Source organism: Microbacterium sp. BK668, assembly GCF_004362195.1.
GTDB lineage: Bacteria > Actinomycetota > Actinomycetes > Actinomycetales > Microbacteriaceae > Microbacterium.
The window spans coordinates 2,809,672-2,823,399 of the sequence record NZ_SNWG01000001.1; the positions used below are offsets into that span (position 1 = coordinate 2,809,672).

13 protein-coding genes are annotated in these 13,728 nt (G+C 70.4%); 5 read left to right on the forward strand and 8 right to left on the reverse strand.

Going from position 1 to position 13,728, the window contains the following annotated elements; all coding sequences use genetic code 11:
- Window positions 1-58 precede the first annotated feature (58 nt).
- Entirely contained in the window at window positions 59-619 is a 561-nt protein-coding gene (locus tag EV279_RS12610) for a DUF308 domain-containing protein (RefSeq protein ID WP_133543981.1), read from the forward strand.
- A gap of 68 nt (window positions 620-687) precedes the next feature.
- On the opposite strand, the gene EV279_RS12615 is transcribed toward EV279_RS12610, so the two are convergent.
- On the reverse strand, window positions 688-2,670 hold the full coding sequence (locus tag EV279_RS12615) for a S9 family peptidase (RefSeq protein ID WP_133543983.1): 1,983 nt from the start codon (window positions 2,668-2,670) through the stop codon (window positions 688-690).
- A gap of 1 nt (window position 2,671) precedes the next feature.
- Window positions 2,672-3,445 (reverse strand): SDR family oxidoreductase, encoded by a 774-nt coding sequence (locus EV279_RS12620; RefSeq protein WP_133543985.1) that lies wholly within the window; start codon window positions 3,443-3,445, stop codon window positions 2,672-2,674.
- A 152-nt stretch (window positions 3,446-3,597) separates the two neighbouring features.
- Between EV279_RS12620 and EV279_RS12625 the strand changes: the two genes are divergently transcribed.
- The 4 genes from EV279_RS12625 to EV279_RS12640 all read left to right on the forward strand — a co-directional run bounded on the left by EV279_RS12625 (window position 3,598) and on the right by EV279_RS12640 (window position 6,402).
- Window positions 3,598-4,083: an NfeD family protein gene (locus tag EV279_RS12625; protein WP_133543987.1), complete on the forward strand. Its 486-nt coding sequence runs from the start codon at window positions 3,598-3,600 to the stop codon at window positions 4,081-4,083.
- Entirely contained in the window at window positions 4,080-5,102 is a 1,023-nt protein-coding gene (locus EV279_RS12630) for an SPFH domain-containing protein (protein ID WP_133543989.1), read from the forward strand. The genes EV279_RS12625 and EV279_RS12630 overlap by 4 nt, the downstream gene beginning before the upstream one ends.
- Window positions 5,099-5,875: a glycerophosphodiester phosphodiesterase family protein gene (locus tag EV279_RS12635; protein ID WP_133543991.1), complete on the forward strand. Its 777-nt coding sequence runs from the start codon at window positions 5,099-5,101 to the stop codon at window positions 5,873-5,875. The genes EV279_RS12630 and EV279_RS12635 overlap by 4 nt, the downstream gene beginning before the upstream one ends.
- 143 nt (window positions 5,876-6,018) lie before the next feature.
- The gene (locus tag EV279_RS12640) at window positions 6,019-6,402 is read left to right on the forward strand and encodes an RNA polymerase-binding protein RbpA (protein WP_133543993.1); all 384 of its coding nucleotides are present in this window, start codon (window positions 6,019-6,021) and stop codon (window positions 6,400-6,402) included.
- Window positions 6,403-6,408: 6 nt separating this feature from the next.
- Here EV279_RS12640 and lnt read toward each other — a convergent pair whose 3' ends face one another.
- The 6 genes from lnt to EV279_RS12670 form a co-directional block, all read right to left on the reverse strand.
- On the reverse strand, window positions 6,409-8,001 hold the full coding sequence (gene lnt, locus EV279_RS12645) for an apolipoprotein N-acyltransferase (protein WP_133543995.1): 1,593 nt from the start codon (window positions 7,999-8,001) through the stop codon (window positions 6,409-6,411).
- Window positions 8,002-8,087: 86 nt separating this feature from the next.
- Window positions 8,088-10,592: a DEAD/DEAH box helicase gene (locus tag EV279_RS12650; protein ID WP_133544939.1), complete on the reverse strand. Its 2,505-nt coding sequence runs from the start codon at window positions 10,590-10,592 to the stop codon at window positions 8,088-8,090.
- A 2-nt stretch (window positions 10,593-10,594) separates the two neighbouring features.
- The gene (gene tatC / locus EV279_RS12655) at window positions 10,595-11,356 is read right to left on the reverse strand and encodes a twin-arginine translocase subunit TatC (protein WP_133544941.1); all 762 of its coding nucleotides are present in this window, start codon (window positions 11,354-11,356) and stop codon (window positions 10,595-10,597) included.
- Window positions 11,357-11,422: 66 nt separating this feature from the next.
- Window positions 11,423-11,680: a twin-arginine translocase TatA/TatE family subunit gene (gene tatA, locus EV279_RS12660; protein ID WP_133543997.1), complete on the reverse strand. Its 258-nt coding sequence runs from the start codon at window positions 11,678-11,680 to the stop codon at window positions 11,423-11,425.
- 79 nt (window positions 11,681-11,759) lie between these two features.
- Window positions 11,760-12,725 (reverse strand): WYL domain-containing protein, encoded by a 966-nt coding sequence (locus EV279_RS12665; RefSeq protein WP_133543999.1) that lies wholly within the window; start codon window positions 12,723-12,725, stop codon window positions 11,760-11,762.
- A complete protein-coding gene (locus EV279_RS12670; protein ID WP_133544001.1) occupies window positions 12,722-13,717 on the reverse strand; it encodes a WYL domain-containing protein in 996 nt (331 codons plus the stop codon). The genes EV279_RS12665 and EV279_RS12670 overlap by 4 nt, the downstream gene beginning before the upstream one ends.
- Window positions 13,718-13,728 lie beyond the last annotated feature (11 nt).

Below are 13,728 nucleotides of genomic sequence, written 5' to 3' on the forward strand. Positions count from 1 at the left end.
GACGGGGCTAGGCTGTGGCCGAACGTTCACAGGAAACATTCAGAAAGGGCTCGCTCCCATGTCCACCGAATCCGCAGCCGAGAAGTCTGCTGTCAACGGCATCCGCACCGCCTTCGGCGTCGGCGGGGTGCTCTCCGTCATCGTCGGCATCCTGATCCTCGTCTGGCCCGGAAAGACCGCGGTCGTCGTGACGGCTATCGTCGCCATCTACGCCATCGCGGCCGGACTGGTCTACGCCGGGCTCGGCATCTTCTCGAAGTCGAAGGGCGGCTGGGCGCGCGTCGGACACATCGTCCTCGGTCTCCTCTTCATCGCCGCGGGCATCTTCGCCTTCGTGAACCTGCAGGCCGCCACCGGCTGGTTCGCCGTGTTCCTCGGCATCCTCGTCGGCATCCTCTGGATCATCGAGGGAATCGTGTCGCTCTCCACTCTCGGCGACGCCGCGTCGAAGGGCTGGACGATCTTCTTCGCCATCATCAGCATCCTCGCCGGACTCGTGCTGCTGTTCACGCCCCTCTACGGCGCCTTCGTGCTGTGGTGGCTGCTGGGCATCGCGCTGGTCGTGCTGGGTATCATCCAGATCGTCCGCGCGTTCCGCTTCTCCAGCCGCGACCTCTGAGCTGACGAACGCGGAGGGCCCCGGGAGATCGATGAGTTCGACATCCCGGGGCCCTTCCGCGCATGTCGTCAGGCGACGGGGAGGTACCGAGCCCACCAATCGAGGACGGCCTCGAAACGCTGGACGCGGTGCCGGGGCTGCCCGCCACGCGTCAGCTCGTGGTTCTCGCCGGGGAAGACGAGCAGCTCTGCGGGCGTTCCCTGCCGCTTGAGGGCCGTGTAGTAGCGCGTGGCCTGCTCGAGGGGGCATCGGAAGTCGAGCTCCGAGTGCACGACGAGGGTCGGCGTCGTGACATCGCCGACGACCGCCATGGGGCTCTGCCGCTGGATGTCGTCGAACGAGACGCCGACGTACTCGTCGCCGAAGAACGATCCGATGTCGCTCGTGCCCTGGAACGTGGCCGGATCCAGGAACCCCCGCTCGACGATCGCGCCGGCGAAGCGGTGATCGTGTGCGATCGCCCACGCCGTCAGATAGCCGCCGTACGACCCGCCCATGATGCCCACGCGCGACCCGTCGAGGGACGGATCGCCGTCGACGGCGCCCTCGAGGAAGTCGATGACGTCGTGGAAGTCCACGGTGCCCATGGCCTGCCGGATGACGCGTCCGTGCTGCCGGCCGTATCCGGCGGAGCCCCTCGGATTGGAGTAGACGACGGCGTACCCGGCGTCGACGAGCACCTGCGTCTCGTCGAAGAGGTGCACTCCGTAGGACGCGTACGGGCCGCCGTGGATCTGCAGGACGACGGGGAACGGTCCGTCGCCGTCGGGCTTGGCGACCCAGCCGTGCACCGGGTAGCCGTCGCGCCCCTCGACGGTCAGCTCGGCGGGGACGGAGATCCCGGATGCCGCGGCCCCGGCGCCGAAGGCCGTGAGCGTCGTGACGGCATCGCCGTCGACGAGCACGAGCTCGCCGAAGGACTCGGGCGTCGCCACCGCCGCCACGGTCCGGCCCCGCGCGGTGGCGTGACCGGCGACCTCCACGTCGCCGCCCAGCACTTCGGACACCTCGCCGGAGCGCGCGACCCGCAGAAGGCGCACCCGCCCCCGGGTGCGGTCCTGCACGAGGATGTCGTCACCGTCGAACGCGATGTGGCTGCCGACCTCTCCGAGGTCGATGGTCTCGGGGTCGGTCAGCCGGCGGACCGCGCCATCCTCGACGAGGTGGAGCGCCTGGCCGGGTGCGACGAAGTCGACGTGCTCGGGCCCGACGTCGTTCGCCAGGATCACCACGGTGCCGTCCGGGGCGACGTCGACCTCGTCGATCGAGAGTCCGGCGTCACGCGAGACGACCTCGCGCTCCCCCGACTCGTCGGTTCTGATCGCCACGAGCGTCGTCCGCAGATCGCGCGTGTCGCTCTCGAGGACGTCGCGCACCGTCACGACCTCATCGCCCAGGAACGCCACGCCCGAGTGCGATGCCGCGCCGGAGGTGAGCTGAGTCGCCTCGGCGGCGAGGAGGCGCTTCGCGTCGGGCTTCTCGTCGTCTCCGAGCACACGAGGCGCCGGCTCGTAGAAGGGCTCCGAGTCGGGCGCGGGAGCGGCGATGACGAACACGTGCGCCGGACGGTCGGCGATGTAGCCGAGCCCGTTGGCGTGCCAGCGGATGCTGGTGATGCGGCGGGGCGCCTCGGCCGAGGCATCCAGTCCCTCGACGCTGCCGTATCGTCCCTTCTCGGGTACCCGCGCGACGTAGGCCAGCGCGGTGCCGTCGGGCGACCAGGCGAACTGCGAGACGCCGGCCGGGGCATCCGTCGCCTGAACCGGCTCCCCTCCCCCGGCGTCGACGACGAAGACCTGGGCCTTGCCCTTCGCGTCGCCGCGCAGGAAGGCCAGACGCGCGCCGTCGGACGACAGTCGCGGGCTGGAGTCGGCCGTGCCGCGGGTAAGGCGACGGGGCGTGCCTGCCGGGAGCTCGACGCGCCACAGCTGACCGACGGATTTGTTCGCGGCCAGGTCGGGACGCGACGTCGCGAACACCGCGAACGAGCCGTCGGGGCCGATGTCGGGGCGGCCGACCGAGACGAGCTTCTCGATGTCGTTCGCGCGCACGTCACTCCTGGCCGAACGACTCGGTGTCGCCGACGAGGCGCGTGTTGTCTGCGGGAACCGGGTCGATCGCCGCACGGGCCACCTCGGCCGCGAACTCGGCGACGTTGTAGAGCTTTCCGGCGTCCTCACGGCGGGCGGCGATCGCTCCGGGATTGGCGCGCTCGAGCAGGGTGGCGGTGATGGTGCCCTCGATCATGTCGCCGGAGACGACGACGAAGCCGATCCCCTTCTCGGCGAGCTCGGGGATCCGCTCCCGCAGCGCGTCCTCGCCCGCGCGCTTGGACAGCGCCACCGGCTCGTACTCGGGCATCGTCGGGGTCGTGCGGATGAAGTGGGCCTGGTGGCTGGTCACGAACACGACCCGGGAGCCGTCGCCCAGAACCGGCAGCGCCGTCTCGAGGACGTTCACCTGCGCGTCGCGGTTGAGCGTCAGGGCGTAGTCCTCCGCCATCCCCGACTCCATGCCGCCGGAGGCATTGAGCACGAGCACGTCGAGCCTGCCGAACGCGCGCTCGACCTCTGCGAACATCGCCTGCACCGACTCGAGGTCGGTCAGGTCCGCTCCCACGACGAGGGCCTCCACGCCCAGCTCGCGCAGCTCCGCGGCGAGCTTCTCGGCCCTCGGGGCCTTGTTGCGGTAGTTGATGACGACGTTCGCGCCGGCCTGTGCGAAGTAGCGCACGGTGTCGGCGCCGATGCCGCGCGACGATCCGGTGACAAGAGCGGTCTTGCCGCTGAGAGCGCCCTGGGGCAGAGGCGTGAGGGTTTCGGACACGGGATTTCCCAACGGGTCGGAAGGTGCCGAACGACGGATGCCGCGGCCGCCGCGGAGGTGGGGATGCGGCGCTCTTCGACCCTACCAATGCGCCCCGGCGCGGCCGATCCGGCGCGGAATCACCGTGATAGGTTCGAAGAAGGAGGCACATCGTGGAGCTCATCCAGACGATCGAAGACTGGGCGTGGATCGGCTGGCTGGTGCTGATCCTGCTGTTCCTCGTGATCGAGATGCTGACCCTCGACTTCACCTTCCTCATGCTCAGCATCGGTGGGGTCGCGGGCCTCGCATCGGATCTGCTCGGTGCGCCGCTGTGGCTGCAGGTCGTGATCGCCGCTGTCGTCGCGGCCGTGCTCGTGCTCGTCCTCCGGCCGCCGCTGCTGCGGCGCCTCCGGCGAGGCGAGGATCCCACGCCGAGCAACGTCGACGCCCTCGTCGGGCTCGGCGGTCGCGTGCTGTCGACCGTGTCTGCCGACTCCGGCCAGGTGAAGCTGTCGAACGGCGACATCTGGACCGCGCGGGCCGAGCCATCCTTCGCGACCCTCGCCCTCGAGCCCGGCACCGCGGTCCGTGTCAGCCGCATCGACGGGGCCACCGCCTTCGTCCGTCCCGAGAACACCCAGGAGCTCTCCGCATGAATCCCGACGAGTTCATCCCCGCCGCGATCGGATGGGTGCTCGCCGCCGCGGTCTTCATCTTCGTGCTGGTGGTGATCTTCCGCTCGATCCGGATCATCCCGCAGGCCAACGCCGGCATCGTGGAGCGGCTCGGGCGCTACCACAAGACGCTCATGCCGGGCCTGAACCTCCTCGTGCCGTTCATCGACCGGCTCCGCCCGCTCATCGATCTGCGCGAACAGGTCGTCTCGTTCCCGCCGCAGCCGGTGATCACCGAGGACAATCTCGTCGTCTCGATCGACACCGTCGTCTACTTCCAGGTGACCGACGCCAGGGCTGCGACGTATGAGATCGCCAACTACCTCGGCGCCGTCGAGCAGCTCACGACGACGACCCTGCGCAACGTCGTCGGCGGCCTCAACCTGGAAGAGGCGCTGACGAGTCGCGACGAGATCAACGGGCAGCTCCGCGTGGTCCTCGACGAGGCCACGGGCAAATGGGGCATCCGCGTCGGACGTGTCGAGCTCAAGGCCATCGACCCGCCGATCTCCATCCAGGACTCGATGGAGAAGCAGATGCGCGCCGAGCGCGACCGGCGGGCCGCGATCCTCACGGCCGAGGGCTCCAAGCAGTCGCAGATCCTCGAGGCCGAGGGCCGTCGCCAGGCCGAGATCCTGCGCGCCGAGGGCGACAAGCAGGCCGCCGTCCTGCGCGCTCAGGGCGAGGCCGAGGCCATCGAGACCGTGTTCACCGCGATCCACGTGGGCAACCCCGACGACAAGCTCCTCGCCTACCAGTACCTGCAGACGCTGCCGAAGATCAGCGAGAGCCCCTCGAGCAAGCTCTGGATCATCCCGAGCGAGTTCACCGAGGCGCTCAAAGGCGTGAGCGGCGCCTTTGCCGGCTCGATCGCGGATGCCGCGAAGTCGGCGGATGCCTCGGCGCGCTCCGAGCGCGCGGCGGTGCCGAGCGCACCGGCCGCGGAGCCGGTCGCGCCCGCCCGGCCCGACGCGACGTCCGAGCAGCCGCCGACGGCGTGACGCACCCCTGGTTCGCCGGGCCCCCGCGCCCACGGGTGCTGGCGCACCGCGGACTCGTCACTCCCGACGGCGCGGCCGCCGGGATCGCCGAGAACTCCTTCGCAGCGGTCGCCGAGGCGCACGCCGCGGGCGCGCACTACGTCGAATCGGACTGCCACCTGACGCGCGACGGCGTCGTCGTGCTCTTCCACGACCCCGACCTGTCGCGCGTCACGGGCGATACCCGACGGGTCGACGAGGTGTCGCTCCGCACGCTCGCCGACCTCATGTCCGGCCACGGCGGCGTGATCACCCTCGAGCAGGCGCTGGATGCCTTCCCCGACGTGCACTGGAACCTCGACGTCAAAGCCGCCGCCGCCGCAGAGGAGGTCGGACGCATCGTCGCACCGCACGCGGCGCGCGTCCTCGTGACGAGCTTCTCCGACGACCGGCGCCGTGCAGCTCTCGCCGCCGCCGCCGCCGCGGGCGCCGACCTGACTCCGGCAACGTCGGCGGGCACCTCTCTGGTCTCGCGGCTGGTGGGGGCGGTCTCGCTGCGAAGCCGCCGCGTCGCGCGCCGTGTCCTGCGGAACGTCGATGCGGTGCAGGTGCCCGAGCGACAGGGCCGCCTCCGCATCGTGACGCCACGGCTGATCGACTACGCGCACGCCGCGGGCGTCGAAGTGCACGTCTGGACGGTCAACGATCCGGACGACATGACGCGGCTGGTGACGATGGGCGTCGACGGGATCGTGACCGACCGCGCCGACGTCGCGCTCCGCACGCTGTCCTGACCGAGGCGAGCCTCGGTCCCACGCAGAGCGGGACCGCGTTCCACCTGAGCATCCACTGTGAAACGGTCCGTTCCGCCGTCCGCTCGGATGAGATGCCCAGCCTGCTTCGTTATACCTGAACAGCGACGAGAGGACCCGAAACCATGGCAGACCGCAGCCTGCGCGGCATCCGACTCGGCGCCCAGAGCTTGCAGAGCGAAGAGGGCGTCGTGTTCCATGAGCGCGCACAGCACATCTACACGTGCACGTCGTGCGGACGTGACACGACCCTGACCTTCGCGGCCGACGCCGAGGTTCCCGAGAGCTGGGAGTGCCGCACGTGCGGCGCGGAGGCTCTCCTGCGCATCGGCGAGGGCACCGCGACCGTCGACCACAGCGGCGACAAGGCACCGCGTTCCCACTGGGACATGCTGCTCGAGCGCCGCTCGATCGCCGAACTGGAGGAGCTCCTCGAGGAGCGCCTGGCTTACGTGCGCGCCCGCCGTGGCGCCGGCGAGGACGTGACGGTCGACAAGATCAGCGCCTGATCCGCATCAGACATCGACGACGCCGGTCCCTTCGGGGGCCGGCGTCGTCGTCTGCGCGGCGCGCCCGCGGACCCCGACGACGACTCCGAAGACGGCGACCGCGACAAGGCTCCCCCACGCCAGAAGAGCCTTGATCCACGGGCCCAGGACCACGGCGGGCGTGAGCCCGGTGCGCAGAGGCACGTCCGTCAGCATGTGCCCTGCCGCGTCGGCCGGGAGGCCGTCGATCGTCGTCCCGTCCGGCGCGATCACCTGGCTCGTGCCGACCGTGGAGAGGTTCACCACCGACCGTCCCGTCTCGACGGCCCGCATGCGGGCGAAGGCCAGCTGCTGGAGGTTCTCGTCCGTTCCGCGGAAGTCGGCGTTGTTGGTCTGGAACATGTAGACCTCGGCACCGTCCTGGGCGCCCTGCCAGATCACGTCGTCGTAGATGACGTCGAAGCAGATCGCGAGCCCGACCCCGACGCCGTCCACGTCGAACATCGGCGACGTCGTGCCCGGCGTGTACTCCCGCTGGATGAGGTCGATGAGATCGGGGGCGAAATTGCGGTAGAGCCACCGGTCGGGCACATATTCCCCGAACGGCACGGGATGCCTCTTGTCATACGTGGCGACGGGATTGTCGGCGCCCTCCTCCCAGAGCAGGGCCGAGTTGAAGTACTCGTCGCCGCGCTGCGTGACGGCGCTCACCAGAAGCGGTGCGCCGATACGGCCGGCCAGCGTGTCGAGGACCTCCGCCGTCGCCTGATTCTGCGTCGGGTCGGAGTCGATGCCCCCCTCGGGCCAGAGCAGGACGTCCATCCCCTCACCGACGAGCGGTCGCGTCGCCTCGAGCTGGGCGCGCAGGATGTCGTTCGGCCCGCGGTCGTCGAAGTATCCGGCCGGACCGTTGCCCTGCACAGCCCCGACGCGGATGCTTCCGGCCGCGGTCGTCGAGAACTGGGGCGGCACGACCAGCACGGCGATCGCGAGCGCCGTGGGGAGGGCGGTCCGGAGGTCCCGCCATCGACCGAGGCGGACGTACTCCACGGCGGCGGCGCACACGAGCACGACGAGGAACGACAGTCCCGACATCCCGACCCACGATGCGACGTCCGCGAGCGGGCCGTCGGCCTGCGTCACCCCGATCCTGCCCCACGGGAATCCGCCATAGGGGAAGGTGCCGAGCACCTCCTCGCGGAGGGTCCACAGGCCGGCGACGAGCACCGGGAGGACGACCAGGCGGCCGGCTGCCCCCGGCAGCACACGAGGCACCCACGCATACGCCAGCGCGAGGAGGATCGCGCACGCCGCTGTGAGGAGCGCCTCGAGCATCGAGAGGGCGATCCAGGGGACGGGACCGAGGTAGCGGGCCGTGAAGCCCAGGTTCACGAAGAAGAACGCGGCGCCGAAGGCGAAGCCCACGAAGAACGCGGGCCAGACGCGGCGTCCGACCAGGCAGACGAGCGCGAGCGGTACCGCGACGAACACCATCGGCCACCAGGACAGAGCCGGGAACGCCGTCGTGAGCACGAGCCCCGCGGCCGCCGATGCCGGCAGGGCCAGTGCCAGCGGGAGGAGCGGTCGCACAGGCGCGGCGAGGGGTGGGGCGTCGGGCACGGATCGAGCCTAAGCCTCGCCGCGGGAGGGCAGAAACGCGCGCAGCGGCCGACCGCGACCGCCGCACACCACGCCCTCCCCGCGGATCAGACGGACGAGTAGGCGACGATGCCTCGGCGGACGGCGTCCAGCGCTCGGCGCGCCGTCGAGGCGAGCCCGCTCTCGGCGACGAGCGAGAGCTGGTCGAGGAGGTCGATCGTCTGCTTCGACCATCGCACGAAGTCGCCGGCGGCCATGTCGGCCTCGGCCAGCACGCGGTCGAGGGGAACGCCCTTGGCCCACGAGTGCATCGCCTGGGCGAGGCCGGTCGCGATCGGCTCGGTCCCCGGGAGGTGATGGTCCTGCTCGAGGTCGTCGAGGCGCTGCCAGAGATCCTCGGTCGCGCTCAGGGCCGTGCGGAAGGGGCCGCGGGGCAGGCGCTGCTCCCCCGGACCGCCCTCGTCCCGGCGCGGCTCGTACACGAGGGAGCAAGCCAGTGCGGCCAGGGACGCGGCATCCAGCTGGTCCCAGATCCCCGTCCGCAGCGACTCGGCCACGAGCAGGTCGCGCTCGCCGTAGATGCGCCGCATCGTGCGCCCGGCCGCTGTGAGCGACGTCGCGTCATCGTCGCCGACGCGCACGTAGTCCAGCTCGCTCAGGACGTCCACGACCCGGTCGAAGATGCGCGCGACGGTGCCCGTGCGGGTCTCGATCTGCCGGCGGAGTCCGTCGACCGTGCGCTTGAGCTTCCAGTACCGTTCGGCCCACCGCGCGTGCTGCTCGCGATCGGGACACCCGTGGCACGGATGCCTCTGCATCTGCGTGCGCAGGGACGCGATCCGGCGCTGCCGCTGATCGCGGGTCGCGCGTCCGGCCGTCACGTCCTTGCGGTTGATCTTCTCGAGGTCGCTGAGCTCGCGGCGGATGCGCGAGTACTCCCCGAAGTCCCCCCGATCGCAGATCATCGCCTTCTGGTACCCCGCCAGCGACTCCTCCTTCTCGCGCACCTGTCGTGCGAGCCCCACGACGGCCCGGTCGGCCTGGAACTGCGCGAACGAGGACTCCAGGATCTCGCGGGCCCGCGCGCGACCGAACTGGTCGATGAGGTTGACCGCCATGTTGTACGTCGGGCGGAAGCTGGAGTTGAGCGGGTACGTGCGGCGCGAGGCGAGGGCTGCGACCGCCTGCGGGTCGAGCCCCTCGGTCCACTGGATGACGGCGTGCCCCTCGACGTCGATGCCCCGGCGCCCGGCGCGTCCGGTGAGCTGCGTGTACTCGCCGGAGGTGATGGCCACGCGCGCCTCGCCGTTGAACTTCTCCAGCTTCTCCAGCACGACGGTGCGCGCCGGCATGTTGATGCCGAGGGCGAGAGTCTCGGTCGCGAACACGGCCTTGACGAGCTTGCGCTGGAAGAGCTCTTCGACGACCTCCTTGAAAGCAGGCAGAAGTCCCGCGTGGTGCGATGCGACGCCGCGCTCGAGGTTGTCGACCCACTCGTAGTAGCCGAGGACGGCGAGGTCCTCGTCGAGGAGGGAGCGCGTGCGGTCCTCGACGACGGCGCGGATCTCGCGCCGCTCGTCGGGCGTCGTGAGGCGCACGCCCGAGCGGCGCACCTGCTGCACCGCGCCATCGCAGCCGGCGCGGCTGAAGATGAAGAAGATCGCCGGGAGGAGGTTCGCGCGCTCGAGGAGCTTCACGACGTCTGGTCGGTCGAGCCGCTCGATGCGCTGGACGTTCGCGGATCGCACCGGCCGCTGATTCCCCTTGGCCGGACGGCGACGGGATGCCTCGTACCCTCCGCCCGAGCGGTGACCGGCGCTGCGGCCCGCCTGTGCACGCCGGTTGTTCTCGTAGGTCGGCCCCTTGAACGACCGGATCCGCATGAGCTCCTGGTTCACCTGGGCCGTCGCGATGCCGGCGCGATCGTCGAAGAGGGGCAGCAGGTCGCCGCGCACGAGCACATGCTGCTCGAGCGGCACGGGACGCACCTCGGAAACGATGACCTCGGTGTCGCCGCGCACGGTGTCGAGCCAGTCGCCGAACTCCTCGGCGTTGGACACGGTGGCCGAGAGCGAGACCAGGCGCACCCCCGCCGGCAGGTGGATGATGACCTCCTCCCACACGGCGCCGCGGAACCGGTCCGCGAGGTAGTGGACCTCGTCCATCACGACGAAGTCGAGCCCACGGAGGGCCGGCGAGTCGGCGTAGAGCATGTTGCGCAGCACCTCGGTCGTCATGACGACGATCCGAGCGTTGCCGTTGATGTTCGTGTCGCCGGTGAGAAGGCCGACGTCGTCGGGTCCGTACACATCGACGAGCTCGCGGAACTTCTGGTTCGACAGCGCTTTCATGGGGGTCGTGTAGAACGCCTTCGACGGATGCCGCCGATCCGAGGCATCCCGCATGGCGAGGTGGACCGCGAACTCGCCCACGATGGTCTTCCCGGCACCCGTCGGCGCGGCGACGAGCACGCTGCGACCCTCCTCGAGGGCCTGGCATCCGGCGATCTGGAAGGGATCGAGGGTGAAGCGCTGGGATGCCGCGAAGGCGGCCGTGAGGGGATGCGCACGCTCTTCGCGGGCCCGCGCGTACCGCTCGGCCGGGCTCGGGATGCTCACGCGGGCGCCTCCGGGGGCAGGAAGGCGGCTTGACGCTTCGTCCTCCTGCGATCGAACAGCATCGACAGCGCCGCCGCGGCGAAGAACAGCACGATGAGGATGCCGGCGAGGATCAGCATGCTGACGACATCGGCCGCGGGGGTCGCCAGCGCCGCGAACGCCGTCGCGATGAGCACCGCGACCCGCCAGCCCTTGAGGATCGCGCGCCCCGACATGACGCCGGCGAGGTTCAGCGCGACGAGGAACACCGGCAGGACGAACGAGATGCCGACGACGATGAGCAGCTTGAACACGAAGTCGTAGTAGTACTGCGCGTCGTAGAACGACGCGCCGCCCTCCGGCACGAACGTGTTCATGAGCTCGACGATGTGGGGCATGATCTGCAAGCCCACGAAGCTGCCGACGAAGAAGAGCGGGATCGCGGCGCCGAGGAAGCCCCACGTGTACTTGATCTCCTTGCGCGTGAGCCCCGGCATGATGAAGGCCCAGATCTGCCACAGCCAGATCGGCGCCGAGATCAGCAGGCCGATGGCGAACGAGATGCGCAGGCGCAAGTCGAAGGCGGAGGTCACGGTGCTGAACATCAGCTCCACGCGGGCGGACTCGCCGTCATCAGCCGCGATGACGCGGATCGGCTCGGTGATGAGCCACAGCACCCAGTCGGTGATGAAGAACGCGACGACCATGCCCACGACGAGGGCGAGCGCCGCGATGACGAGTCGCTTGCGCAGTTCGACCAGATGCGCCCCGAGCGACATCCGCTTGTCACGGCGCGGGGCGTCCGGCTCGCTGAACTGCGGCGGTCCGGCCGAGGCCACTGCCGGCTACGGCTTGGTGTCCGGCGTGTCGGCGGGCCTCGTCGTCGCCGGTGCCGCCGCCGCGTCCGTGGCCGTCGACGATGCGGTTCCGTCGGCGGCGGACGGCTTCTCGTCCTCCTCCTTCATCGCCTTCATCTCGCCGCGGAAGACGCGGGCGGACTGGCCGACGCTCTTGGCGAGGGCGGGAAGCTTCGCAGCGCCGAACAGGAGCAGGATGACGGCGAGCAGGATGAGAAGGTGCCAGCCGTTCAGGTTGCTGAACATGATGCGCTCCGTAATGTCGTGCGGGAATCCCCCTCAGTCTAAACCCGACCCCGCCGGCCCCCGCCGGCGCCGGGCGGACTCAGGGGTACTGATCGAGCCCGGCGCGCGCCCAGTCGGCCGCGGCCCGCCGCGCGCCCGCCGGCTCCAGGATCTCCAGCGCTCCCCCGCGCCGCGCCGCCAGCCGACGGAGGCTGACCTCGTCCGCGATGCGCATGGTCGCCAGCAGGACCCCGTCGGCCTCCTCGACGACCTCTGCGCGGTCGAGGTACTCCCCGAGGAGGGGCGCGACGGCGGACGGGAAGCGGACGCGCGCCACGACCTCGTCGCCGGTGGACTGGAACCACCCGGGCGCCTGCTCCTCGGCGTGCGTGACCGGGATGTCGGTGAGGCGCATGTCGCTGACGCGGTCGAGATGGAACGTGCGCATCGCCTCGCGCATGTGGCACCAGCCCTGCAGATACCACTGGTCGCTGGCGATCTGGATCTTGACCGGGTCGACCGTGCGGGTCGTGGGCGCGGCATCCGGAGCCTTGTAGGTGAACGAGACCGCGACCCCCTCCCGGACCGCCGCCGCGACCGTATCGCGCACGGCGTCGACCGGCTCAGGAGCGACGATCACGTCCGCGGGCCGCGCGGCCGCGCCACGGGACAGCTTGGCGAGGAGCCCCCCGAACAGGTCGGTGTCTCCGACCCCGGGGATGGCGCGGGCGACCTGGAGACCGGCCAGGAGCGCGGCGGCCTCGCGCGCGGTCAGCTTGGGCGAGCGCTCGAGGCCGACCGAGTTGGTGATGACGATGAGTCCGCGCTCGTCGAGCAGGTCCCAGTCGATGTCGAAGAGGTCGTTGGCCATCTGCCAGTAGCCCCGCTCGCCGGGAAGCCCGATGACGGTCAGCTTCTCGACCATGGTCCGCATCTGGTCGGGCGTGACATCGAACTCGTCGGCGGCCTCCTCGACGGAGACCTCGCCCTTTCCGATGAGGTAAGGGACCAGCTGCAGCATGATGGCGGCACGGTCGGTCGCGATGAGGGGCCGGCGAGACGTCATACGACGCCCTCGTGCACCTGGAGGGTCGCACGCAGCCTGGCGACGACCTGGTCGCGCAGGTCTCCGGGTTCCACGACCCGCACCTCCGGTCCGTACGACGCCAGCTCGTCGGCGAAGAAGTGCACGTCGACGTAGGGCACCCGGATGCCCTGCGCAGCGGGACGCGAGCGCCGGCTCAGGCGCAGAGCCGCCTCGGTGCCGGGGTTCACCTCGAGCAGCGCGAGCTGCCGTTCGGCGAGGGCCTCGAGGTCGGCGAGCGCGCGCTCCCCCGCCCCGTCGCGAAGGGCGGGGTCGAACGCCTCCCGCGTCGCCTCGACGTCGCCCACGATGCGCGAGAGGAGGAACGTGCGATCCGCCCCGACGTTGAGGTCGTAGCCGAAGACATGCCAGCGCGCCTCGTACTCCACGAGGGCGAGAGGCTGCACCCGACGCAGGCGCGGTGCCTCCTCCCCCGGCTTCAGGTACGGGAACGTCACGACGCGGCTCTGCTCGATCGCCTGCTGCAGAGCCGGGAAGGACGGGTCCCGCAGACTGATGCGCGGCGAGTAGCCGATGATCGGGTCCTCCACCGCGATCCCGAGCGCCCGGATCTTGCGAAGTCCGCTGCGCGCCTCGGCCGACATCGAGCTCTCGCTCCAGACTCCTCCGGCGAGGTTGAGCAGGGCGATCTCCGCCGGGGTGAACTCGATGTCCTCCGGCAGCTCGTACTCGGCCGTCGGGACCCGGTAGCGGGCCTCACGCAGATCGTCCGGGTCGGCCCTGTCGCCGATCGTCTCGATCGGCACGCCGAGGCCGCGCAGGCTCTCCTTGTCGCGCTCGAACATCTTCTCGAGAGCGTCCTTGGACGCACCCGCCTCGCTCTGCTCGCGGTACCCCGAGACCGAGCTGAGGATCGTGTCCTTCGTCAAGCCCTGCTCCGTCGCCATCAGGGCGACCACGAGGTTGACGAGCCGCTCCTCGGGCGGGTTGCGGACGGGGGCTTTCGCGGGCACCCACTCATCCT